This is a genomic window from Actinomyces oricola (assembly GCF_004104015.1).
In the GTDB taxonomy this organism is placed as follows: domain Bacteria; phylum Actinomycetota; class Actinomycetes; order Actinomycetales; family Actinomycetaceae; genus Actinomyces; species Actinomyces oricola.
Genome location: NZ_RYFV01000017.1, coordinates 1 through 22236, shown reverse-complemented (window position 1 = coordinate 22236; position 22236 = coordinate 1). Strand labels below are relative to the sequence as shown.

The window sequence follows — 22236 nt, the reverse complement described above, 5'->3', positions numbered from 1 at the left end:
TGGCCGCGCCACCCGCCCGGGTGTAAGCAGGCGCTAAGCCATGCGGATCTGCGCGAGGCTGCTCACGGTGGTGACTTCTCGGGCCGGGGCCTGCGCGTCGCGACGCAGGTAGATGACCGGCACGCCGGCTCTGCGGGCCCCGTCAATATCGACCCAAGCGTCGTCACCGATCATGAGCGCCTGCCCGGGCTCAACCCCCAGGCGGGCGCAAGCCTCCAGGAAGATGCCCGGGTCGGGCTTGGCCATACCCAGTTGCACTGAGGCCAGGACCGGCCAACCGGGCACCAATGCGTCCACGGCGGCAAGTTTCTCCCGCTGAAAAGGCTCGGAGCCATTGGTGAGGTAGGCGACCCGGAGAGGGTTGTCCGAGGCGGCCCGGGTCGCTTGAGCGGCCGCGAGACCGGCGAGGAAGTCCGGCACATCGTCGTAAGCGCACCATTGGCCGGCGTAGATGTTGTGGTAGGCGCGCACATGGGCCTCGACCTCGGCGGCGTCGAGGCGGGAGCCGCCGGGCACGAACTCGCGGATACGGGCCTCCAGCTGGCCATTGAAGTCGGTTTCGCCAAGCTGATAGCGCAAGAAGTGCTTGCGATCCAGGGCCTCCCAAAGATCGGCGGTCTCCTGGGGGCCCAGCTCCCAACCGGGCAAGGTGGAGGCCCACAGGTAGGAGGCCTTGTCGGCGGCACTGCGGTGGTCCACCAGGACGCCGTCAATATCAATCAGCACGGCACGGGCAGCAGCAACGGGACTCACGAGCCCCAGTGTGCCCGAAACCCGGCTTCAGGCCCAGGGCAGGCCGGCGCCAGGCCTGGACCCACCGCTCCTGCTGGACCCGGGCCCGCCCGGGCGCTCAGCCCGAGAGCAGATCAAGACCCACGGAGGCCACCACCGGCACGATTCCCAGAACCACGAAGGCCGGCAAGTGGCACAGTCCCAGAGGCAGGACCAGGCGCACCGCCAGGCGCTCAGCCGCCTCGTCGTCGCGCGCCTGGCGGCCGGCCCGCAGGCAGGCCGCCGTCCCCGCCAGGAGTGGGGTCGGCGAGGCGCCGTCCTCCCAACCGGGCCGCAAGCACTCCTTAAGCCGCTGTCTGGGCGGGGCCCCGGTTGCGGGCGCCTCCCAGGCCTCCTCTCAGTCGGCCCCCAGGAGCAGGGCCCGCCCCACAACAGCGAGGTCCTCCTCCCCCAGCGCCCGCCCCAGCGCCTTCAAGGCGTCAGGGATCGAAGCCCCGGCGTGGAAGGCCGCCGCAGCCAGGTCGAGCACCAGGGCCTCATCAACCCGCTCGCCACCGAGCTGGGCGGCGGCGACCAGCCGGGCGGTGCCCCAGTGCCCCGCCACCATGAGCGCCACACCGACCCCGGCCAGCATGGTGCCCCAGCCGCCGTCCAAAAGGACCTCCTGAGGTCGAGCGCCAACAGCCGTCCCCAAGACCAGTCCTACCGGCGGCAGACAGGCCAGAAGCCGGGCGGTGGACCGGGGCCCGGACAGGGCGGTCCGCCGCGAATCCTCGGCACGTCCCGCCTCGGCCACACCCGCGGCCACCGCCTCCAGCACCCCGGCCAAAGGCGCGCCCAGGACGTGAGTCAGCCGGCAGGCGGCCACCGCCCCCGGCACGGCGGCGGCCAGGACCCGGCGGCGCTGCGCCGCCCTGCCCCACGGCGGTCTCCACCTCCAGCGCCCCGCAACTCGACTGGGCCACCAGGATTCGTGCACCACGGCCAGCGCCGCGAGCGCCGGTGGCACGCCGTCGGGCCCGGGGGCGGCCCCCTGCTCAATGCCCAGGCGCCCCAAGCAGCGTTCCCAGGCGCGCTGGGCGGTGGCCCCGGCACGCAGGACGGTGGCGACCTCGGTCAGGAGCAGATCCAGTTCGAGGTCGGCGGGGCGCACCGCGGCCGGACGGACCGCCCCGGTGCGGGGGCGAGCCGCATTGGGGCGCTCGCGGCGCGCCGGCAGGAGCACGACAGCAGTGGATAGTGCCACGAGCAAGGCGGCGAGCAGGGGCCCTCCTCTCATCGTGACCCGCCTGCGCTCCCCCGGGGGGCGCCCGGCGAATCCGCCGCCCCGCCCGAGCTCTCCCCGCTCGCATTCCCGGGCAACCCGGTCCCGGGCTTCCCGGATGACCCGGTCTCGGGCTTCCCGGGCAACCCGATCCCGGGCCGCATTGTCGCCCCATCCGCACTCGCTCCACTCGCATCCGCCGCGCCCCGGGCCCTGCCCTCTGCACCGCATCTCCCGGCCCTGGCCCGGTGAGCGATGCCGGCCTTAACGCACCGGCCCCCGGGCCGGGTTGAGCCGACCCCTCCCACCCCCTGGGCGATGGCATCGGCTTTAATGGGCGCAGAACCGGAGTCCCCACCCTCCAGGGCCGGGCCGAAGGCTCGCCCCACCCGGGAATCGGAGTCCCGTTCCACCTCCGGGCCGGAGGCTCCCGCCCCGAGGGCGGCGTCCACAACACTCTGGCCGACGAGCCCAGCCAGACCCTCAACCGCGGGACCGGCCCGCACCACGCCGTCGAACCCGACCACCAGGGCCTCCCGGCACACCAGGGACCGGCCATCGCCATAGTGCAGCATCCCCAAGGAGGCGACCCGCCGAGACCTGTCACCCACGGTGCTCCCACGGCGCAGGTGGATGACGACGTCCAGGGCGCTGGAGGCCTGCGCGGCCACAGCACCCTCACCCATGCCCGCCAACGCACCGAGCGCGGTGAGCCGGGCGGGCACGTCTGCCGGGGAGTTGGCGTGCAGGGTGGCCCAGCCGCCCTCGTGCCCGGTGTTGAGGGCGGTCAGGACCTCGCGCACCTCCGGGCCGCGGCACTCGCCCAGGACGATGCGGTCGGGGCGCATTCGCAGGGCGGCGCGCACCAGGGAGGACATGTCGACAGCCCCGACGCCTTGAATGTTCTCCCCACGCTCCTGGAGGTGGATGACGTGGGGGTGGTCGGGGCGCAATTCGCTGGCCTCCTCAATGCACACAATGCGCTCGGTGTGCGCCACCAAGCCCAGCAGCGCCGCCAGGAGTGTGGTCTTGCCGGTCCCAGTGGCACCAGTGACCAGGCAGTTGGCGCGCCGCTCCACCAGGGCCGCTAGGACGACGTCGAGGCCAGGGGCGATGGTGCCGGCTCCGACGAGCTCGCCCAGGGTGAAGGCGCGTCGGCGGCCGGTGCGCAGACAGATGAGAGTGCCCTCGGCGGACAGGGGCGGTAGTACCGCGTTGAGGCGAGTGCCGTCAGGCAGGGTGGCGTCGACAATGGGGCTGGCGTCGTCCAGGCGGCGCCCGCAGGCTGAGGCCATGCGCACCGCCAGGGCGCGGGCCGCCTCCTCGGTCATGGCGGCTGTGGGCGTCTCCTGAAGACCGTAACCGCGGTCGACCCAGGTGCGGCCCGCGCCCACGAGCACGTCAGTGACTTCGGCGTCATCCAGGAGCGGCTGGAGGAGGGGGCCGGCGCCCTCAACCTCGGCTCGCAGCCGCTGGGCGAGGCGGGCGACGCCCGCCGCACCGGGGACCCGGCTGGCGCCCAGAGCCGTCTCCAGCGGGGCGCCGCGGGCCAGGGCTCCCCGGGCGCGGGCGAGGTCTTCCTTGGTGGCCACGGTTCAGGATCCAATGCGCTGCGGTGCGGCCAGCAGCGTGCGGGCAAGGGAGCGGGCCCGGCGCCGCATGCCCCCACGGGCCCGGGTCGGGTCGTCACCGCGGGCCACGCGCTGGGCCACGGACCTGTCCCAGGGGATGACGCCAGCGACCTGACAGCCGGTGATCTCCTGAAGGTCTTCGACCAGGACGTCCTCGGCCCGGTCCAGGACGACCAGCCGCACGGATCCCTCTGCGTCCGGGCCGCTCCCGCCTGGGTCTCCTTCGCCCTGGTCGTCGCGGCGCAGCCTGTGAACAAGCGCCTCAGCGGCCAGGGCCGAGCGCAGGTCCAGTGCGGACAGGAGCAGCACCTCGCAGGGGGTGGGCGGCTCGGCTCCACGGGGCAGGTCAATGAGGACCATGTCATGGTGGGCGCATAGGACCTCCAATAGGGCGGGCACCGGGACGCCCTCGCGGGCGCCGCCGCGCCCGTCACCGGTGAGTACGGGCATGCCGAGCCAGGTGGGCAGGGCCTCAATAAGCAGGTCGTGGCGGTACCCCTGCTCGCCGTCGGGCAGGTCGGCCCAGTGCAGGCCAGGGCGCAGGGACTCGCCAATGAGCAGGCCCAGGCCGCCGGCGGGGTCGAGGTCCAGCAGGGCCAGTGTGCGCCCCTGGGCGGCGAGGGCGCGGGCGAGGTGGAGCAGGAGAGTCGAGGCGCCCAGGCCGCCGCGGGCGGCGGTCACGGCGATAACACGGGCGCGCGGTGGGTGCTGAGCGCCCAGGATGAGGGCCACGAGCCGGTCGGCGCCCTGAGGCCAACCCGCGTCTTCGGCGCCGTCCGGGTCCTCAAAGCCCCCGGGGCTCTCAACGCCCCCGGGGTGCTCGTTGCCCATGAGCTCGTTCAGGGAGGCGACGTGAACACCCGGTGGCAGATCAGATGTCAGATCGGCCGGGCGCGGGCCGCTGGTGAGGAGGACAATGGCCTCAACGCCGGGCTCGGCCAGCAGGTCGGCCGGCTCAACGGGCTGAACGGACTGGCAAGGGCCCTCCTGACCCTGGCCGGGAGGGCCGGAGCCGAATCCACTGGGGTGGGCCCCGCCCGGTCCAACCTCTATGAGACTGGTACCGGTGCAGGCGCGCACGACCTCCGCGAGCCACCGCGGCGCCCCGCCGTCGGCCGGCCCGGCGTCACCGCCGTCGGGTGGCGGCCCGCCGGTAAGCGGCCCGCCGCCACCGCCGCCGGGTAGCGCCCCACCGCCAAGCGGCCCGGCAGCGCCCTCAGTTTCGGGCTGGAGCTCGGTTCCGGGCCGGCCCCCGGCCAGGCCCCTGGGAGGCTTCTCACCCCTGGGTCCCTGAAGCTGGAGGAGGACGCGCACGCCGGGCGCCAGGATCTCCCCTCCGGTACGGGCCTGGTCGCCTCCGCCGGCGTCCTTGATCTCATCGACCTCACCGACCTCATCGCCCTCTTCGGTCCCGTCCTGCTCCCCGGCGCCATTACTCGGGGCGCAGGAACCGGGGAGCGGCACCCACTGCCTCAGACGCGGAGCCCGCCCCGGGTCTGACGGCCGCGCTTCCGCACGGTCAGGGGCGGGGCGGCGATGTGGGACGGCGGTGCGCATGGGTCCTCCTCGGTACCTCCCGCGCCCCGGGACGGCGCGGGACCTCCACAGTGACCTGTCTGGCCGCCGACACGCACCCAAAGTCGTCGATGTCTGTGGAAAACTGCTCACAGGGCCCAGCCTGTGGAGCCCGACATCCCCACCTCCCTCCAACAAAATCCTCACAGCACACCATCCGCGGACGTTGTGCTGTGAGGATTTTGTTGGAGGGGATGGGGAACCGCAGCCAGTCACAGCGCAGGAGGCAGGGATGAGCACAACCAAGCCGGCCGACCGGCGCACCCGCGCCGCGGCCTACTTCGACCTGGACAAGACCGTTCTGGCCACGTCCACCACTTTCGCCCTGGGCAGCCCCATGCGCCGCTCGGGACTGATCTCGACCACGGCACTGGCGCGCGGCCTCGTCGCCCAGCTCCCTTACCTGCTTATGGGGGCGGATGAGGACCAGACCACACGACTCATGAACCAGCTCGCCCAGCTCTCCGCGGGGCTGGAGCGCTCGAAGCTCATGGAGCTAGTGCGCGAGGCGCTGACAACCTCCATTGAGTCGGCGGTTTACAGCGAGGCCCTGGACCTCATTGAGGCCCATCATCGCGCCGGGCACGACGTCATTATTGTTTCCGCCTCCATCGAGGAGATGGTGGGGCCGGTGGCCGAGCTGGTGGGGGCCGACCGCGCTGTGGCCACGCGCATGGAGGTTGACGAGGAGGGGCGCTTCACCGGCCTGATTGAGCGCTCACTGCTGCACGGGGCGAAGGTGGAGGCCCTGCACGAAGACGCGGCGGCGTACGGCATTGACCTGTCGCGCTCGTGGGCGTACTCCGACTCGATCTCAGACCGGCCCATGCTGGAGGCGGTGGGGCATCCGGTCGCCGTCAACCCGGACCGAGAGCTGCGTCGCTTGGCGACCCAGGAAAAGTGGCCGGTGCGCGACTTCGAGCGCCCGGTGGCGCTGCGCGCCCCCTGGCAGGTTCTGGAGGTCTCAGCACTGGACTCCTCGGCGCGCGGACCGATTCTCTTCAGCACCCTGGCGCTCCTGGCCGTGGCCGCAACGACGGCGTTCCTGGCGGCACGCCGCCGCTGAGCGGCGCACTGGCCTCCGCCCTACTGGCGCGCTGGCACACTCCGGTCTCAGGTGGGCAGTGGGCGCCGCAACGGTCGTTACGCGTCGCCAGGGGCGGTCGCGGAGGGGCTGGGGAGACTGCCGGCCTGGATGCTGCGACATAGGGCGGTGGCCTCGGTCATGCCCATCAGGATTGCCTCGGCCTGCCACACCACCCAGGCCACGACGCCGTCGGCGCTGCCTGAGGCGTAGGCGGCCAGGGCTTGGGCGTAGGCGCCCGGTGCTCGCGCCGGGTACTGGTCGACGACGGCGGTACCGGTCGGCTCCAGCCCGTCACGGGTGATGAGGTGGCGCACCGCCAGCCTGCCCAGGGCGGCGTTGCCCAGGGCGAAGGGCCGGGTCACCGCCAGTTCGGCATGGACGACGGCGGCCCGCACCAGCGCGGGGGCGCTGGACGCTCCGATTAACGCGAGGATCCCGTCTAGGCGCGCGGTGAGCTCCTCCCCGCTGAGGGCCGGGCCGGGGCCGCCCTCCAGGGGCGCGGCCCGCCCCCGGGGGGCGCCGACGGCCTCCATGGGGACGGTCCCGGCTGTGGCCAAGGGCCCGGACAGGTCGCGGTGGAGGGAGGAGAGCAGCGCCCTGGGGCTGGGCTGGAGGGGGCGGGCCTCGCCGCGCAGGTCGGGCATCCAGCCGTTGAGCCGCATCTGGGCACGCCAGAGCCCGGCGACGGCGTCCAGAGCGGGGTCGGCGGTATTCGCCTGGGTCAGGGCGGCGGCGGCCACGGCCCGGCGCAGCTGGGAGACGGGGAAGACGGCACCCTCAATAGCGCCGGAGGCGGCGGCCCCGCGGATGGCGGACTCTGCTCGGGCCTCGCGCCAACGCCGGCGCAGGGCTTCATGCCAGCGCAGCTTGGCACTCGCTTCACGCAGGACATCCTCGGCGCCGCGGACACGTTCGTCGGCGCCGATCGCCCGCAGTGCAGCAATGAGCCCGTCGGGGGCCGCGGGACTGCCGGCCGGACGGCCCCCAGCCCCATGTCCAGGTCTGAGCCCCGGCCCAATACTCACTGACATGCCGCCCACTGGGCTCACTGTAGTGACCCCATCCGCCCAGCGCCGCACTCTAAGGCGCAGCACACCTCAGTGCTGCATCCCAGAGTCGCGCCCCCGCCCGCCCCCGGGGCCACTGTTCAAGCTGGACATTGATAGCTTCTGGCAAGCAGCCGACGTGGTACCGGAGTTTGACACGGATCTAATCTTGCGCCAGGCGGATGCGTTACATCACCCGGTGCGCGGGGTGTTTGAAAGTGTGACCACCGATCGACTGCGAGAGGAAGCGCTGCGAAATGACTGACGCCTTGATGCGGAACGCCGCTGTCGAATCGGCACTGGGGTCGCGAGCCACCGCGGGCGACTCCACTTTTACTCAGAATCTGACGGAGACGCGGCTCACGCCTCCCCGTTCGACGACAGAAGTCGGCGGGATTCGGGGCATGGCCCGAGCGCTCAACAATGACGTCGACAACCTCCACAAGCGCACTCACGAGGATGAATGGCGCACGGCAGCGGCCGAACGCGGTAAGGCCAATGTGAAGTCGATGCTCACTGAGCTTGCTGATCTAGGATTCGCCTGGCGTGACATCGCGCGGATGGTCGGTGTGAGTGTGCCCGCAGTGCAGAAGTGGCGGAAGGGCGAGAAGGCATCTGGTGACAGCCGTATTCGGGTTGCGAGCCTCCTTGCCGCGTGTGACTTGATCACAGGGCACTACATGGTCGAAGAGATTGCCTCCTGGTTCGAGATGCCGCTGTCCTCGTCTGCTCCTGTCACACCGATCGTGCTCTACGCGGCCAATCGCGCCGACCTCGTGTTTGAGTTTGCGAGCGGTCGCGTAGATCCCGAAGCGCTGCTGTCGGAGTTCGACCCGTCTTGGCGTGAACGGTACCGATCAGACTTCGAAGTCTTCGAGGCGGGCGATGGCAACCGCTCGATTCGCATGAAGGGCTGATCTTGAGCAAGGGCCTTGAATCCCCGTACGTAGAGGGTGTCCCAGACTGGGGGCCCTCTACCGTGCGCGCAGCGAAGAGGTCTCAACGACCCGCCCCAGGGCCGGGCCGGCCCGCCCCGGCACCCGCATTCACCACCGGCCTTCGGCCACCATCGCCCAGTGAACGTCCACTACTCTCAGGCCTGTGAGCTCACCCAGCCCCCTCCCAGGACCGGACCCCGCCTCCACGCCTGCCGGCGGTGTGCCCGCGGCCCCGCGCGGGCGCCGCCGCGACCACCTGCTCACCGGCGCACTGGGTCTGATCCTCGCCCCTGCCTGCCTGATCCTGGCCGGGCTCGCCGCACAGCAGTCGACGCGCGGGAACGCAGTCCTGACAGTGCTGTACCTGGCACTGCTCTTCGCGGTTTGCATGGCCGCCCACGGCGTGTTCGCCGTGCGCTCCTCGGTGGGGCCCCTGGTGGCCGGCCTGACGGCCCTGGTGCTCCAGCTCGCGGTCCTGGGCGTGCCTGAACGGGTACTGAGTCTGCCCTATGGGTGGATGCAGGCGCTCATCCCCACCGGGATGGTCTTGGTGGTCGCCGCGGTCCTGCTGGGCGGGTCGTGGGGAATGCGGCGGGCGCGACGACGCGGCCGGGGCGAGGCGCGGCTCTCATTCCGACTGTCGCAGTCGGACAAGGAGATGGGAGTCACACCTTCGGCGCCGCCCTCTCGCAGGCGTGACCACATCGGTTCCCTGGTCCTCACTGTCCCCAGCATGTTGGTGGCGATCACGTTGTTGCACCGCGAGTACACCGGCGTCGCCCATCCCCCGGCAGGTTCTCCGTCGTGGGGGCTGTTGGCGGCGGGCCTCCTCATGCTCCTAGCGGCCGCCGGCTCGGCGCGCTCCAGCCTGGGTCTGCGTGCCACGGGTCCGCTACTGGTGCTTCTTGGACTTCCTGCGATTCTGAGCCTGAGAGTCCCCTTCTATACTCGGGTGATTCGTCTTCTGCCCGGGGATCCGACAGCGATCACCTTGGTCGGCACGGGTCTGATCCTCTCGGCCCTGGGTCTGGGGGTTCACCTGGCGCGCCGCGACGGCCGCCTCTCCGAGCTGGCGGCGCTGCACCCCTCGGGCCCCGGGTCCTGAAGACCGACGTCGAGGCTGGGTGCCCCGCGCCTCTCACGTCATCCCCCGGCCCACCTCGACCCATTGACACCCTGTAGGCGAGGATGGCGCAGGGTCTACCCCCATAGTTTCCCTACCCGGCACGCCTTCCGGGTGCACGACAGCCCCACAGCTACCGTGTGGGCGTGAAGGAGGTCCCCGTGAGCACTGAAAACCCCAAGGATCCCGAGGAGAAGGGCAGGGATGGCGTCGACGACGCCGCCCAGAAGGCCACGCAGTCCTCGGTCACGCCGTCGACCAGTGCCCCCGATGAGGCCGGCACGGCCCCCGCCGGGCAAAGCCCTGAGTCCGCCCATGCGGGCACCTTCCCGGTAGGCCACCCGTCTAAAGAGGCCCCTGGCGTCATTACCGACACCCCCCGCACGGGGGCGCCTCAGCCCGGTGCCGCCGAGGCGCGGCCCGTACCCGGTGTCGCCGAAGAGTTGTCGCCCCTCATGAACGAAGCCGTCACCCGCCCCGTGAGGCGACCCGTTCGCGTTGAGGAGGTGCCCATCCCCTTCGATGAGGCACCCGCCCCTGTCCAGCAAATCCCTCAGATCATTGAGGAGGTGCCGGCTGTCGCTGGAAAATCGCCGGCCGACGTCGTAGAGGCGCCCATCGCAGTGGAGGAGGTGCCCACCGCCTCGGCGCCGCCCACCAGAGCTGAGGAAACGGCTAACTTTATTCGGGAGGTGCCCACTGCCTCGGCCCCAGCCGCCAGGGCTGCGCAGGTACCGCCCCGCCCTGCGAGGACGCCGGCCCCAGCCGACAAGGCGTCCAGTGCCGCCGAAGACGGGTCGGCCAGCGCCGCAACCAGTCCCGCCAAGCCGGCGCCCGCCTCCGCTGCACCGGCCGCACCCACGATGGCCTCTACACGCCCTCACGACGCGTACTCGACCTTGGATGTGCCCAGCGTCATTGAGCCCACGGACGCAGCCACCCCCAAGGCCTCATCGGCCACACCCCAGCCGACCCCCGTCAAGCCGGCACCCGCCCGGGAGTCGGCGCCCGCCTCCTTCAGACCGTCAGCCTCCTCCACCAGGAGGGTGCCGGGGCCCGCACCCGCGCGCCCCCATGACGCGTACTCGACCTTGGATGTGCCCAGCGTCATTGAGCCCACGGACGCAGCCACCCCTAAGACTCCATCGGCCACACCCCAGCCGACCCCCGCCCAGCCGACCCCCGCCAAGCCGGCACCCGCCACGTCCAGGCCAGCATCGGCCTCCTCTGCCTCAGGGGCCGCCAAGCCAACACCGGCACGCACCCAGGGCACGAGCGCCCAGGAGCAAGCCCAGCCGGTGAGGACAGCGGCATCCGGTAACCAGGCGCCGGCGGCTCACGCGCCGGCCGGCGACAAGGCGCTCCCTCCCACAGCCGAACCGGCCGCCGAGAAGACGCCGACGTCGTCCACCCCGGCGCCCACCGCCAAGAAGAAGCCAACCACCGCTAAGGAGAAGCCGGCCGGTGCCGAGAAGAAGCCGGCCGGTGCCGAGGAGAAGCCCGCCGGTGCCACCGCCAACCCCTCCCGGCCAGCGGCCGCCACCAAGGCATCACCAGCCAAACCAACACCCACGGCCGCGCCCACAACCGCCGAACCCGCATCACCCTCCACCGCGCAGACACCGCAGCCCGCACCTGCGCGCGCCCACGACGCGCGCTCCACCCTGGATGTGCCCAGCGTTATTGGGCCAGCAGACACCGCCGCAGCACCTAACACCCCCGAGCCGGACGCGTCGGCTGCTGAGGAGGTGCCAGAGCCGGCGTCGGCGCGACCACCAGCCGCACGCCCCCAGGAATCAGCGCCCACCACCAAGGCAACAGCACCGGCCACCGGCAGCAAAGCACCCGCAGACCGGAGGCCGGCAGACACCACGGACCGGAAGCCAGCAGGCACCGCCGACCAGAAGTCGGCAGACGCCGCCAGCCGGAAACCGGCAGACACCGTTGCCGTGCCCGCGTCCACTGGGTCGTCATCCGCCACCCCCAAGCCGACGACACCCGCCACCAGCGACAAGGCACCCACCGACCAGGAACCGGCGGACACGGCCGCCAAACCAACACCCACGGCCGCGCCCACAACCGCCGAACCCGCATCACCCTCCGCTAAGGAGACTAAGGAGACAGCGGAGCCGGCTGCCGGGAAGACGCCGACGTCGTCCGCCCCGGCGCCCGTCGCCGCCAAGAAGAAGTCGGCCGGCGACAAGGCACCCGCTGACAGCGCCGAGCCGGACGCGTCGGCTGCTGAGGAGGTGCCAGAGCCGGCGTCGGCGCGACCACCAGCCGCACGCCCCCAGGAATCAGCGCCCACCACCAAGGCAACAGCACCGACCACCGGCAGCAAAGCACCCGCAGACCGGAAGCCAGCAGACACCACCAGCCAGAAGCCAGCAGGCACCACCGACCGGAAGCCAGCAGGCACCACCGACCGGGAGCCGGCAGACACCACGGACCGGGAGCCGGCAGACACCGTTGCCGTGCCCGCGTCCACTGGGTCGTCATCCGCCACCCCCAAGCCGACGACACCCGCCACCAGCGACAAGGCACCCACCGACCAAGAACCGGCGGACACGGCCACCAAACCAACACCCGCAACCACCGAGCCGGCATCACCGGCCCCAGCCAAACCAACATCCACGGCCGCGCCCACAACCGCCGAACCCGCATCACCCTCCACCGCAGGGACACCGGAGCCCGCACCGACCAGGACAGCGCCCAGTGCGGTCGGGCGTTCCCCCGAGCCCGCCGCTGAGCCCGACTCTGCTCAGAACCACCAGCAGAACGCTCCAACCGTCCGGGTTTCCGCCCGGCACCGAGCCATGAGGCACCGCACGCGCGACTCGCTGCCGCCCATGGACTCGCCGACCCCTCACGATGAGCCCGCGACTTCACCCAGCCCCGAGGAGGCCGGCCCCGCACCGGCGGCTGAAAGAGTAGTTCTCCCGATTGCACAGGAGCCGCCGACTATCTCCAGGGCGGGCCGCCGAGCCGCCGGAGGGGGTCATGCGGCGCGCGCTGACGTCAGCGACACCGCCGTGCGCCGCCGCGCCCTGCTGGAGACCTCTGGGTTGGCTAATGCTGGAGCGGACATCCTCGACTCCGCCACCGATCAGTCAGGCGAGCAAGCCCACCCTCTGACCGACACCAGCAGCGCCGATGAGTCCTCAGCAGCCTCTCCGGCCCCCGCTCTCGCCTCCGAGGACGCCTCGGTCGTATGGCCCAAGATGGCGTCCGCCCCGGAGGCCACCACGCCCGGTTCACCCTCCCCTGAGACTCCCGGGGGCCCTGAGACTTCTGACTCCATCGCCTCTGAGGAGAAGTCCTGGGTGGCGCTTCGCAGTGGCGCCGACTCCGAGTCGAAGACGGCGCCCGATTCCCGGGCCGCTTCCAAGACCACGTCTGCCTCCGCCCGCAACGAGGACGAGGTGATCCTGGAGGGCTCCAGCGTGGTCGGCCAGCCCCCCTCTCGGGCCGCCACCCACTGGGCGGGCGTGCTCGTGGCCATTGCGGCCCTACCGGTGAGCTGGTACTTCCTCCATTCCTCAGCCGCTCACATGCGTCAGGGCGTGGAGCCCTTCGCCCTGTCCTTCTCTCCAGGCGGCTTCATGGAGTTGATCGTCGGCACCCTGGCGCTGCTCGCCGCCATGTGGATGGCGCGCAGCTCCTCCCTGGGCCCCTTTGTCGTCGGCGCTATCAGCGTGGTGCTGGGGCTGCCCTTCCTCCTGGCCCCTCACACCATGGCCAGCGCCCTGGGCCCAATCATGGAGCGTTTGACCATCCACTCCGACCTGGGGGCGAATCTGGCGAGCTTCGTGTGGAGCGATGCCCTCAGTGGTCATTTCCTGGCCTTCGGCCTGTTCATGATCCTGGTCGGCGTCGTCTCCCACTCGGCCCGCCAAGCCGGACGGCGTGAGCAGGAGATCATCGACCGCGCCCGCCATGACTGAGGATCTCAAACCCGCCCCCGTCGCAGGCTCCCCTCGCGGCACGGGCTCGTCCGGGGCCCCCGCCGCGCCAGCCGGTTCCGCCGCGCCAGCCGGTTCCGCCGCGCCGGGAGACTCCGAGGCGCCTTCAAAGAGCGGGCACCCCCGGGCACGAGAGAGCGGGAGTGCCGGGGCGCTTTCAGAAAGCGGGGACTCCGGGGCGGCGCCGGCCCCCATGTGCTCTGCTGGTGACGCCTTGCGCGACGCCGCCCCGGTCATGATCGGCTACACGACTCTGGGGCTGGCCGCGGGCACCCTGCTGGCGGCCGTTGGCCTGGACTGGTGGTGGGCGCCGCTGTGGAGCGTGGTGATCTACTCCGGCACCATGCAGATGCTGCTGGTGCCCCTGGCGGGCGCCGGCGAGCCGCTGGCGGCCATAGCCGCGTCAACGCTGTTCGTCTCGGGCCGGCATGTTTTCTACGGCCTGAGTTTCCCGCTGAGCCGGGTGCGCGGCCCGGCCCTGGCGCGCCTGTACGCCATTCACGCCATTACCGACGAGGTCTACGCGCTGCTGGCCTCCAAGGACCAGCGGGCGATGAGCGGGCGCTACGTGCTGTGCGTGGAGGCGTTGAGCCAATCCTCCTGGATCGTGGGCACCACGTCGGGGGCACTGATCGGCACCGCGCTGGCGAGGATGGTCGGGGAGCGCATTGAGCTGCTGGGCTTCGTTCTCACCGCGCTCTTCGTTGTTCTGGTCATTGAGAACTGGCGCACCCATCCCGACACGACGGTGCTGGCCGTGGGCGTGGGGGCGGGCGCCGTCGGTCTGCTCGTCGGCGGCTCGGCGGCACTGCTCAGCGCTCTGGGGGTTCTGACCCTGGGGCTGATCGCGGTCTACTCGGTGCGCCGACGCAGGACCGAGCGGGAGGAGACGCCCCCATGCTGACCAACCCTCAGATCGCAGTGGCGGTCGTTGTTGTGGCGGCGATCACCTTAAGCTGCCGGATCGCCCCTTTCGTGCTTCTGCGCGGGCGCGCCGGCAGCCCCCTACTGGCCTTTTTGTCCCAGGCCATGCCCCTGGGGGTCATGATCGTGCTGGTCGCCTACACCCTGGACGGCCTCACCCCGGCACCGGCGACCTGGGTCCCGGCCCTCGCCGGGATCGGGACGACGGCGGCCCTACACCTGTGGCGTAGAGCCATTGGCCTGTCACTAGTGGGCGGCACCGGCATCTACGTGCTCCTGAGCCTGCTCATGACATGAGAACTGAGCCACCGCCGGCGCCCCGGACGGCGGATAGGCTGCGAGTATGCCCGTCGTCGTCAAACGCCCCGGCCCTTGGACCCACCGTGACCTCACGGCAGGGGACACCCGCTTTCACGTCGCCATGGCGGGACCCGAGACTCCCCCTCCAACCGACCCCGCCCAGGCCGATCCTCCGCTGATCCTGCTGGTTCACGGCTTCCCCGAGTGCTGGTGGGCCTGGCGCCACGTCATTGGGCCGCTGGCCCAGGCCGGGTACCGGGTCGCCGCCCTGGACCTGCGTGGCTTCGGCGGCTCCGACCGTCCGCCGTCGGGCTACGACCTCATCACCTTGGCCGAGGACCTTGAACGCGTGGTGCCGGCCCTGGGCCACGAGCGCGCCGTCGTCGTAGGAGCGGGGCTGGGCGGGCAGGCCGCCTGGGCACTGGCCGGAATCGCACCCGGACTGTTGACCGGAATCGTTCCCGTGGGGGCCCCTCACCCACTGGCCGTCCGCTCCTTGCGGGGGCGCGCCTTCTCAGGGACGGCCCTCCAGTACCTCTCTTTCAAGGTACCGCTGCTCCCGGAGCGCTCCCTGCGCACGCGCGTGGGCATGGAGCGCCTTTTGCGCTCCTGGACGGGCCCGCGCACGCGTCGGGCGGTGGTGGAGTCCGCGGGCTACTACGCCTCCCTGCTGGCTCGTCCCGGCGCCGCCCGCAGCGCCATGGAGCCGGTGCGCCACTCAGTGCTCACGCGCGCGGAGATAGCGGCACTGGCGAAGCCCGTGAGTATCCCGGTGCTCTCCATCCAGGGTCAGCTCGACCCAGTGCAGCCGGCGCAGGCCTACGCGCGCGACACCCATCACGTCGCCGGGCCCCTGCAGCAGGTCACCATCCACGACGTGGGGCACTTCCCCCACGAGGAGGCCCCCGACAAGCTCACGGCGGCACTGCTGCCCTTCCTGGCCGAGACGACCTGAGCTGCGCCCGGGCGCGGAGGGCGCGCCCCGCCAAGCTCACCCCAATGCGAGTCCAGGTCAAAGTTGCGCCCGGGCGCGGAGGGCGCGCCCCGCCCCTGGTTCACACTCCGACCTGCGGGCACAGCCCCTGGTCCAGGAGCGCGCACTCCTGGCAGCGCGGGGCCCGGGCGCGGCAGATCCGGCGTCCGTGCTCGATTAGCCGGTGGCAGCCGTCGGTCCACCGGTGCGGCTCCCATACAGCGGCAATGTCCGCCTCGACTTTGAGTGGGTCCTTGTGCTTACTCCACCCCAACCGCCGCGACAGGCGCCCCACATGGGTGTCCACGGTAATGGCGCTGTGGCCGAAGGCGTTGCCCAGCACCACATTGGCCGTCTTCCGGCCCACCCCCGGCAGGCTCATGAGGTCCTCGCGCCGGTCGGGGACGACGCCGTCGAAGCGCTCGGTGAGCGCCCGCCCCAGGCCCAGGAGGCGCTCAGCGCGGGTGCGCTGCATTCCCAGGGGGCGCAGTAACTCCTCAAGGCCCTGGCGGTCGGCGGCGGCCAGGGCTGACGGCTCGGGAAATTCAGCGAAAAGGGTGGGGGTGATGGTGTTGACCCGGGCGTCAGTGGTTTGGGCGGATAGGACTGTGGCGACCAGCAGCTGAAAGGGGCCGTCGTGAATGAGGGCGCAGCGCGCGTCCGGGTAAAGGGCGACGAGCTCGTCGTCGACGGCGGCGGCCCGACGGCGCAGCTCCTCCTCGCCGGCCTGTACGGCGGGTGTGCTCATGGATGGGCTCCTTGGTTTACGGCTCAGGCCCTCTGACGGCTCCTTTGACGGATAGTGCACCCGAAAAGCTCTTTGGACGCGGCTCTATCGGCGTGGCTCATTCCTCCGCGATTTGACGTACGCCACACTGAGACTACAATGCTCCACGGCGTGCGACAGATCACAGACCGTAGCTAGGATAGATATGCGGGCTGCGCGAGGCAGAGCCCGGCAGACCAGCACCACAGGAGGACCTTCGTGGAAGACAGCATCATCTCCAGGATTCCGCTCTTCGAGGGCATGGGCCCGGAAGAGCGGGAGGAGCTGCGCGCCATGATGACGCAGACCACTCTGCGCCGTGGCGAGACCCTGTTCAACGAGGGCGATGCGGGAGACCGCCTTTACGTCCTGCTCTCAGGCAAGGTCAAGCTCGGCCATGCCAGCCCCGACGGTCGTGAAAACCTCTTGGCGGTGCTCGGCCCCGGCGAGGTCGTAGGCGAGTTGACCCTCTTCGACCCGGGCCCGCGCTCAACGACCGCTACGGCCGTGGCGCCCACCGACCTGCTTACTCTCGAGCACAACCAGCTCATGACCTTCATCGAGTCCCACCCCACACTCGCTAAGGACATGCTGCGGGCCCTGGCTCAGCGCCTGCGCCGCACGAACACCGCCCTGGCCGACCTGGTCTTCTCCGACGTGCCCGGGCGCGTCGCCAAGGCCCTGCTGGACCTGGCCGACCGCTTCGGCTCGACCACCGAGGATGGCGTGCACGTCCCGCACGACCTCACCCAGGAGGAGCTCGCCCAGTTGGTCGGCGCCTCCCGCGAGACGGTCAACAAGTCGCTGGCCGAGTTCGTCTCTCGCGGCTGGATCCGCCTGGAGGGCAGGGCGGTCACGCTGCTGGATGTGGACCGTCTCCGCCGTCGCGCCCGCTGATCGTCACCCTCCCGCCAATGTGGCAGTGCTCACCCTCCCGGAGGAGAGCGGACACTGCCACGCCGGGGCGGGCCTCAAGAGGGCGGGCCTCAGGCCCGTGGGCGTTTCATGTAGGCGACCAGGTTCTCCGAACCGGTGGGGCCGGGGATGACCTGGACGAGCTCCCAACCATCAGCGCCCCACTGGTCAAGGATCTGCTTGGTGGCGTGGGTGAGCAGGGGGACGGTGGCATATTCCCATGTAGTCATGAGCCCACCCTAAGGTCGGCGGCCGTCGGCCGGAAGCGCCGTCGCACCACGAGGCGCTGCCGCCACCAGTGCCGTCACCGGTCCGCCGGGCAACTCACTGGGCAAGCCGGGCAACTCGGCGGCCCGCCTCCCGGAGGCCCTTTCAGTCGGCCCGGGCCCATGAGGCGTCTCAACGGACACGGGCCAGGATTCGTGGGGCGCGCCGAGCATGGATTTCGGCGACGAGGTCATCATCCTCGCGCCGCAGCCACGCACCCCAATCGGTCACCTCCGGGAAGCGGCGCAGTAGGGCCCGGCGCTCGCGCTCGGTCAGGCCGCCCCACACCCCGAAGGCGGATTCGGAGTCCAGCGCCTCAGCCAGGCACTCCATGCGCACGGGGCAGGTGAAGCACAGCGAACGGGCATCGCGCTGCTCGGCCCCCTTGCCGAAGAGCTGGTCGGGCTCGACATTGGCGCAGGCTGCCCTCGCCGCCCAGGTCTGGTCGATACTCGTCATCTTCACTCCCTGATCTCACGACGAACGACAGTGTCAGCCGCGTCACACCAGGACAGTATGCCAACCGAACGTCATCCGCAAAACCATTCGTGTCTCAGGCCACATGAAGGAGATTTGCGGCGGCCCCGGCTCCCCCCTCGCCCCATTTCGCCGCTCTTGGCAAGGTTTACCTGCCGTAAAGGGGCCGCAGCCAGAGATGCGCGCGCGGGCGGGGTTGGGCTGAGGGCGGAACGCGGAGACGCTACCGGCCGGACAGTGGGACGAGGGGCGCCCACTTGCTGGACGCACAGGGCTTTTTCAGGCTGAGGTAGTCGTGCGACACAACATGAGGCGGCCGCTTCCACGTACCCTGACCCCATGTCGAAGTCTCCCGCCCGCGGTCGATCCCTCTCGCCTGCCCAGGTCGTCTCGATGTTCCTTGTCTTCATTCTGCTTTCCGGCGCAGGCGGCGTCCTGTCCGCAGGCTTCGCGGCACCGGCGGTGGGAGTGGCCTCCGCCCTGACCAAGGCCACCCAGCAGGCCTTCAACGAGCTGCCCTCAGACTTCAACATCCTCGAGCCCAGCCAGGTCTCGGTCATTAAGGCCTCCGACGGCACCGAGATCGCCCAGTTCTACGCCGAGAACCGCATTGTGGTGCCCTTGGATCAGATCAGCCCCACCATGCAGGACGCGATCATCGCCGTTGAGGACCAGCGCTTCTACCAGCACAAGGGCGTCGACCCCACCGGCATTGTCCGCGCCGTCGTCTCCAACACGAACTCGGGAAGCACCCAGGGCGCCTCGACGCTGACGCAGCAGTACGTGCGCAACATCCTCATTGAGGCCGGTCTGCGCTCAGGGGACCCGACACAGGTCGCCGCCGCCGGGGAGAAGTCCGTCTCCCGCAAGCTGCGCGAAATCAAGTACGCCCTGGCCGTGGAGCAGACCTACACCAAGGAGCAGATCCTCGAGGGCTACCTCAACATTGCCGCCTTCAGCCCGTCGACCTACGGGGTTGAGGCCTCCGCCCAGCACTACTTCTCCCACTCCGCCGCCGAGCTGTCCATCCCGGAGGCCGCACTCATGGCGGGCCTGACCAACGCCCCCGGCGCCTACGACCCGGTCACCAACCCGGATGAGGCCAAGGCCCGTATGGACTGGGTGCTGCTCAAGATGTATGAGGAGGAGTTCATTACCGAGGAGGAGTATCAGGCCGGGTTGGACACCCAGATCGCCGACATCCTCAATGTCACCAATGAGGTCGGTGGCTGCGGTGCCGCCGGGTCGGCCGCCTACTTCTGCGCCTTCGTCGTCGGCGAGATTGAGAACTCTGACCTCTTCGGCGCCACCAAGGCCGAGCGCAACCAGCTCCTGCTGCGCGGCGGACTGGAGATTATTACCACTATTGACTTGACTAAACAGGCGGCGGCCGACGCGGCCGTCCAGGAGTACGTCCCCACCGGGGATCCCTCTGAGGTTAAGGCCGCCCTAGTCTCCGTCGAGCCGGGCACCGGCAGGATCCTGGCCATGACCCAGAACACCACCTACGGGGAGGAGGGGGACTTCTCCACGACGCAGATCTCCTACGCGGCGGACTACCAGCACGGCGGGCTGGAGTCCAATGGCTTCCAGCCGGGCTCGGCCTTCAAGCCGTTCGTTCTGGCGGAGTGGTATCAACTCGGCAAGTCCGGCTACACCACCATGAACACCTCCCCCACCACCTTCGCCTCCTCCACCTGGACCATCTCCTGTGATGACACCATCCCCGAGCCGTGGCCGGTCAACAATGCCAACGCCAGCGAGGGCGGCACTCACAACGTCATCCAGAACACGGCCATGTCCATTAACGTGGGCTACGCCCGCATGCTCGCCCAGATGGACATCTGCGCCGTCACCGAACTGGCCGCCAACCTGGGCGTGACCAAGGCCGATGGCAGCCGTCTCGATCCCATGCCCTCGATCGTTCTCGGCGCCCAGGAGATCACGCCACTGGCTATGGCCAGCGCCTACGCCGCCTTCGCCGCGCACGGCGTCTACTGCACCCCGATCGCCATCGACTCCATTAAGGACGCTGACGGCAACGCGATGGCGGTCCCCAGCGCCGGCTGCACCCAGGCGATGGACGCCTTAGCGGCAGACCGGACCGCCTTAACCATGACCAATGTGCTCTCCTCCTCGGGTACCGCCCCGGCGGCGGCGCTTTCAGGAGGGCGCCCGGCTGCGGGCAAGACCGGCACGACTGACAGAATGGACAATGCCTGGTTCGTGGGCTTCACCCCCCAGCTCGCCGCCGCCGTTTGGCTGGGCCACTCCGACGGCTACTACCCCATGGACGGCCAGTACGTTGGGGGACGCTACTACCCGACCATGTACGGCTCCGACGCCCCGGCCCCACTGTGGAGGATGTACATGGATGCGGCACTGGCCAATGAGTCCGTAGTCGGCTTCAACCAGGTGAGCCTGGGTGGCGGTACCGCCACCCAATCCTCCTATGACGGGAGCACTGGCGGCACGAGCAGTAGCTCCAACGCCTCCAGCGACGTTTCCACCAGTGGCATGAGTCAAGGGGAGTGGCAGCAGGCGAACCAGACCGCTTTAGATGCCGGGGGCACCACCTCCCCTGAGCCCAGCACCCCCGCCACTGGCGGTGCTTTCGAGGCCAACCGCCGCGGCGACGACGAAGGCTGATCCGTGGCGGCACAGTTCATAGCGCGAAGCCTCGCCGGCCTCGCGATCACTGGCCTGGGCACGCTCGGATACGCGCTCATCGAGGCGCGCATGCCGGTGCTGCGGCGCTGCGAGGTCCCCGTCTTGGCGGAGGACGAGGAGCCGATCACCATCCTGCACCTGTCCGACCTCCACTTGACCGCGCACACCGAGGCCCGCGTGGCCTGGGTAAGAGGACTGGAGCAGGTGCGCCCCGACGTCGTGGTCAACACGGGGGACAACCTGTCCTTCGCCGACGGCGTTGAGCCACTGACCCGGGCCCTCGAGCCCTTCCTGGGGCTGCCGGGCGCTTTTGTCATGGGCGACCACGACTACTACGCCACGGTGTTCAGGCTCCCCACCCGCTACCTGCGCACCGATCCTCGTACCGCCGACGCCCCTGACGCCAAGGAGGCCCTGCCGGTTCTCCCCTGGCGGGAGGTGCGGGACCTTCAGGCCTCAGGCGGCTGGGCGAACCTGGGCAACCGGCGCGATCAGCTGGTTGTGCGTGGGAAGCGCATTGACCTGGTGGGGGTCGATGACCCGCACGCCAACCAGGACCGTTACCCGCCGCCCTCCGCGAGACCAGAGGCCAACGACGACGGCGCCCCCGCGGTCATGAACCGGTGGGGCCGGCCCTTGCGCCTAGGGCTCACCCACGCCCCCTACCAGCGAGTGCTGAACACCATGGTCGAGGACGCCGTCGACCTCGCTCTAGCGGGCCACACCCACGGCGGCCAGCTGTGCGTGCCCGGGTACGGGGCCCTGGTGACCAACTGCGACCTGGACTGCTCACGCGCCTCAGGCCTGTCCCAGTGGCCGGGGCGCCTTGGCGATCCGGCCGCCACCGAGGACATGTACCTCCATGTCTCCGCAGGCCTGGGAACCAGTCCCTTCACGCCAGTGCGTATAGCCTGCCGCCCTGAGGCAACCTTGCTGCGCCTCGTGCCGGCCCGCCCGGCTATTGCTGCACCTTGAGCCGGCTCGCCCGGTCCCGGAGAGGGCGTGAAGCCGGCCCGGCGGCGCCTCGTGCCGACCCACCCGGTCCCGGAGAGGGCGTGAAGCCGGCTCGCCCGGTCCCGGAGAGGGCGTGAGCGAAGCCTCAGCACCGCCGATTTCCTTCCACCTGGGCGCTGCGACTATAGTGGCTCTGCCGCACACGGGGTGTGGCGCAGTTTGGTAGCGCGCTTCGTTCGGGACGAAGAGGTCGTGGGTTCAAATCCCGCCACCCCGACCAATTGCATAGCACTCAAACCCACGTCATGGTCGTCCCATGACGTGGGTTTTTGGTTGAAAAACGGCTGGTTTTGGGTGGTTTCGGTCGGTTCGGAGCCGTGGAGGCGGGCATGTGCTGCGGTGGCGGGGCTGGGGTTTCCGACTTCGTCGCCACTCCCGACTTCGTCGTCACCCCCGGCCCGGTCGTCACCCTCGGCCTTGTCGTCGCTCCTGGCCTGGTCGCCCGGAGCCTCCGGAGTCTTCGGTCTGTCAAGCCCTGGGTTTTGTGGAGGGTGTTTTATCTGGAGCCGGTGGTTGCCGGCTGGGGTTCGTCGATTGTCTGGCTGGTGCTCTGGTTGTCGGCTTGGTCGGTG

Annotated in this window: 20 protein-coding genes, 1 tRNA gene and 1 pseudogene; 13 read left to right on the top strand and 9 right to left on the bottom strand. The window is 70.3% G+C overall.

Annotated features, from left to right (window positions below):
• Positions 1-33: 33 nt before the first annotated feature.
• The 5 genes and pseudogenes from EUC46_RS07935 to EUC46_RS12750 form a co-directional block, all read right to left on the bottom strand.
• Positions 34-753 carry an HAD family hydrolase gene (locus EUC46_RS07935; RefSeq protein ID WP_164918783.1) on the bottom strand — a complete coding sequence of 240 codons (720 nt, stop codon included), beginning with the start codon at positions 751-753 and terminating at the stop codon, positions 34-36.
• 97 nt (positions 754-850) lie between these two features.
• On the bottom strand, positions 851-1069 hold the full coding sequence (locus EUC46_RS13040) for a hypothetical protein (protein ID WP_241655483.1): 219 nt from the start codon (positions 1067-1069) through the stop codon (positions 851-853).
• 60 nt (positions 1070-1129) lie between these two features.
• The gene (locus tag EUC46_RS07930; protein WP_241655482.1) at positions 1130-2011 is read right to left on the bottom strand and encodes a hypothetical protein; all 882 of its coding nucleotides are present in this window, start codon (positions 2009-2011) and stop codon (positions 1130-1132) included.
• 407 nt (positions 2012-2418) lie between these two features.
• A pseudogene (locus tag EUC46_RS07925) lies at positions 2419-3588 on the bottom strand (TadA family conjugal transfer-associated ATPase); the annotation flags it as partial.
• A gap of 3 nt (positions 3589-3591) precedes the next feature.
• A complete protein-coding gene (locus EUC46_RS12750; RefSeq protein ID WP_241655481.1) occupies positions 3592-5091 on the bottom strand; it encodes a nucleotide-binding protein in 1500 nt (499 codons plus the stop codon).
• A gap of 343 nt (positions 5092-5434) precedes the next feature.
• Between EUC46_RS12750 and EUC46_RS07910 the strand changes: the two genes are divergently transcribed.
• The gene (locus EUC46_RS07910; protein WP_128773635.1) at positions 5435-6268 is read left to right on the top strand and encodes an HAD family hydrolase; all 834 of its coding nucleotides are present in this window, start codon (positions 5435-5437) and stop codon (positions 6266-6268) included.
• 77 nt (positions 6269-6345) lie between these two features.
• On the opposite strand, the gene EUC46_RS07905 is transcribed toward EUC46_RS07910, so the two are convergent.
• Entirely contained in the window at positions 6346-7320 is a 975-nt protein-coding gene (locus EUC46_RS07905) for a Fic family protein (RefSeq protein WP_128773634.1), read from the bottom strand.
• Between EUC46_RS07905 and EUC46_RS13460 the strand changes: the two genes are divergently transcribed.
• The 7 genes from EUC46_RS13460 to EUC46_RS07870 all read left to right on the top strand — a co-directional run bounded on the left by EUC46_RS13460 (position 7232) and on the right by EUC46_RS07870 (position 15537).
• Positions 7232-7600, top strand: coding sequence for a TIGR04255 family protein (locus tag EUC46_RS13460; RefSeq protein ID WP_421701530.1), 369 nt, complete (start codon positions 7232-7234; stop codon positions 7598-7600). The two genes, EUC46_RS07905 and EUC46_RS13460, sit on opposite strands and share 89 nt — an antisense overlap.
• On the top strand, positions 7593-8252 hold the full coding sequence (locus EUC46_RS07895) for a hypothetical protein (RefSeq protein ID WP_128773632.1): 660 nt from the start codon (positions 7593-7595) through the stop codon (positions 8250-8252). The genes EUC46_RS13460 and EUC46_RS07895 overlap by 8 nt, the downstream gene beginning before the upstream one ends.
• A gap of 184 nt (positions 8253-8436) precedes the next feature.
• Positions 8437-9378, top strand: a complete 942-nt coding sequence (locus EUC46_RS07890) for a hypothetical protein (RefSeq protein WP_241655480.1) — start codon at positions 8437-8439, stop codon at positions 9376-9378.
• A 179-nt stretch (positions 9379-9557) separates the two neighbouring features.
• Entirely contained in the window at positions 9558-13340 is a 3783-nt protein-coding gene (locus EUC46_RS07885; protein WP_128773631.1) for a hypothetical protein, read from the top strand.
• A 211-nt stretch (positions 13341-13551) separates the two neighbouring features.
• Positions 13552-14262, top strand: a complete 711-nt coding sequence (locus EUC46_RS07880; RefSeq protein ID WP_128773630.1) for an AzlC family ABC transporter permease — start codon at positions 13552-13554, stop codon at positions 14260-14262.
• Entirely contained in the window at positions 14256-14579 is a 324-nt protein-coding gene (locus tag EUC46_RS07875; RefSeq protein ID WP_128773629.1) for a branched-chain amino acid transporter permease, read from the top strand. Before EUC46_RS07880 ends, EUC46_RS07875 begins: the two co-directional genes overlap by 7 nt.
• 46 nt (positions 14580-14625) lie before the next feature.
• On the top strand, positions 14626-15537 hold the full coding sequence (locus tag EUC46_RS07870; RefSeq protein WP_128773628.1) for an alpha/beta fold hydrolase: 912 nt from the start codon (positions 14626-14628) through the stop codon (positions 15535-15537).
• A gap of 100 nt (positions 15538-15637) precedes the next feature.
• On the opposite strand, the gene nth is transcribed toward EUC46_RS07870, so the two are convergent.
• Positions 15638-16303 (bottom strand): endonuclease III, encoded by a 666-nt coding sequence (gene nth / locus EUC46_RS07865; protein ID WP_128773627.1) that lies wholly within the window; start codon positions 16301-16303, stop codon positions 15638-15640.
• Between the two features lie 237 nt (positions 16304-16540).
• On the opposite strand from nth, the gene EUC46_RS07860 reads away from it, so the two are divergent.
• Complete coding sequence (locus EUC46_RS07860; RefSeq protein ID WP_128773626.1) at positions 16541-17218, top strand: Crp/Fnr family transcriptional regulator; 678 nt, start codon at positions 16541-16543, stop codon at positions 17216-17218.
• Between the two features lie 89 nt (positions 17219-17307).
• Here EUC46_RS07860 and EUC46_RS07855 read toward each other — a convergent pair whose 3' ends face one another.
• Both EUC46_RS07855 and EUC46_RS07850 read right to left on the bottom strand, forming a co-directional pair.
• Positions 17308-17466: a Sp36 family protein gene (locus tag EUC46_RS07855; protein WP_128773625.1), complete on the bottom strand. Its 159-nt coding sequence runs from the start codon at positions 17464-17466 to the stop codon at positions 17308-17310.
• A 169-nt stretch (positions 17467-17635) separates the two neighbouring features.
• On the bottom strand, positions 17636-17962 hold the full coding sequence (locus EUC46_RS07850) for a WhiB family transcriptional regulator (RefSeq protein WP_128773624.1): 327 nt from the start codon (positions 17960-17962) through the stop codon (positions 17636-17638).
• Positions 17963-18319: 357 nt separating this feature from the next.
• On the opposite strand from EUC46_RS07850, the gene EUC46_RS07845 reads away from it, so the two are divergent.
• The 4 genes from EUC46_RS07845 to EUC46_RS12745 form a co-directional block, all read left to right on the top strand.
• The gene (locus EUC46_RS07845; RefSeq protein ID WP_128773623.1) at positions 18320-20629 is read left to right on the top strand and encodes a transglycosylase domain-containing protein; all 2310 of its coding nucleotides are present in this window, start codon (positions 18320-18322) and stop codon (positions 20627-20629) included.
• A gap of 90 nt (positions 20630-20719) precedes the next feature.
• The gene (locus EUC46_RS07840; RefSeq protein WP_128773669.1) at positions 20720-21625 is read left to right on the top strand and encodes a metallophosphoesterase; all 906 of its coding nucleotides are present in this window, start codon (positions 20720-20722) and stop codon (positions 21623-21625) included.
• Positions 21626-21807: 182 nt separating this feature from the next.
• A tRNA-Pro gene (locus EUC46_RS07835) sits at positions 21808-21884 on the top strand.
• A gap of 49 nt (positions 21885-21933) precedes the next feature.
• The coding region (locus EUC46_RS12745; protein ID WP_206645939.1) for a hypothetical protein at positions 21934-22236 on the top strand (303 nt) is incomplete at its 3' end.

What these genes read in the sequence shown, in the direction of transcription:
- EUC46_RS07905 (WP_128773634.1), bottom strand. Translation starts at nt 7,320, where the DNA reads ATGTCAGTGAGTATTGGGCCGGGGCTCAGACCTGGACATGGGGCTGGG.
- nth (WP_128773627.1), bottom strand. Translation starts at nt 16,303, where the DNA reads ATGAGCACACCCGCCGTACAGGCCGGCGAGGAGGAGCTGCGCCGTCGG.
- EUC46_RS07910 (WP_128773635.1), top strand. Translation starts at nt 5,435, where the DNA reads ATGAGCACAACCAAGCCGGCCGACCGGCGCACCCGCGCCGCGGCCTAC.
- EUC46_RS07895 (WP_128773632.1), top strand. Translation starts at nt 7,593, where the DNA reads ATGACTGACGCCTTGATGCGGAACGCCGCTGTCGAATCGGCACTGGGG.
- EUC46_RS07880 (WP_128773630.1), top strand. Translation starts at nt 13,552, where the DNA reads ATGTGCTCTGCTGGTGACGCCTTGCGCGACGCCGCCCCGGTCATGATC.
- EUC46_RS07840 (WP_128773669.1), top strand. Translation starts at nt 20,720, where the DNA reads ATGCCGGTGCTGCGGCGCTGCGAGGTCCCCGTCTTGGCGGAGGACGAG.
- EUC46_RS07850 (WP_128773624.1), bottom strand. Translation starts at nt 17,962, where the DNA reads ATGACGAGTATCGACCAGACCTGGGCGGCGAGGGCAGCCTGCGCCAAT.
- EUC46_RS07845 (WP_128773623.1), top strand. Translation starts at nt 18,320, where the DNA reads ATGTCGAAGTCTCCCGCCCGCGGTCGATCCCTCTCGCCTGCCCAGGTC.
- EUC46_RS07870 (WP_128773628.1), top strand. Translation starts at nt 14,626, where the DNA reads ATGCCCGTCGTCGTCAAACGCCCCGGCCCTTGGACCCACCGTGACCTC.
- EUC46_RS07875 (WP_128773629.1), top strand. Translation starts at nt 14,256, where the DNA reads ATGCTGACCAACCCTCAGATCGCAGTGGCGGTCGTTGTTGTGGCGGCG.
- EUC46_RS07930 (WP_241655482.1), bottom strand. Translation starts at nt 2,011, where the DNA reads ATGAGAGGAGGGCCCCTGCTCGCCGCCTTGCTCGTGGCACTATCCACT.
- EUC46_RS13460 (WP_421701530.1), top strand. Translation starts at nt 7,232, where the DNA reads ATGAGCCCGTCGGGGGCCGCGGGACTGCCGGCCGGACGGCCCCCAGCC.
- EUC46_RS07855 (WP_128773625.1), bottom strand. Translation starts at nt 17,466, where the DNA reads ATGACTACATGGGAATATGCCACCGTCCCCCTGCTCACCCACGCCACC.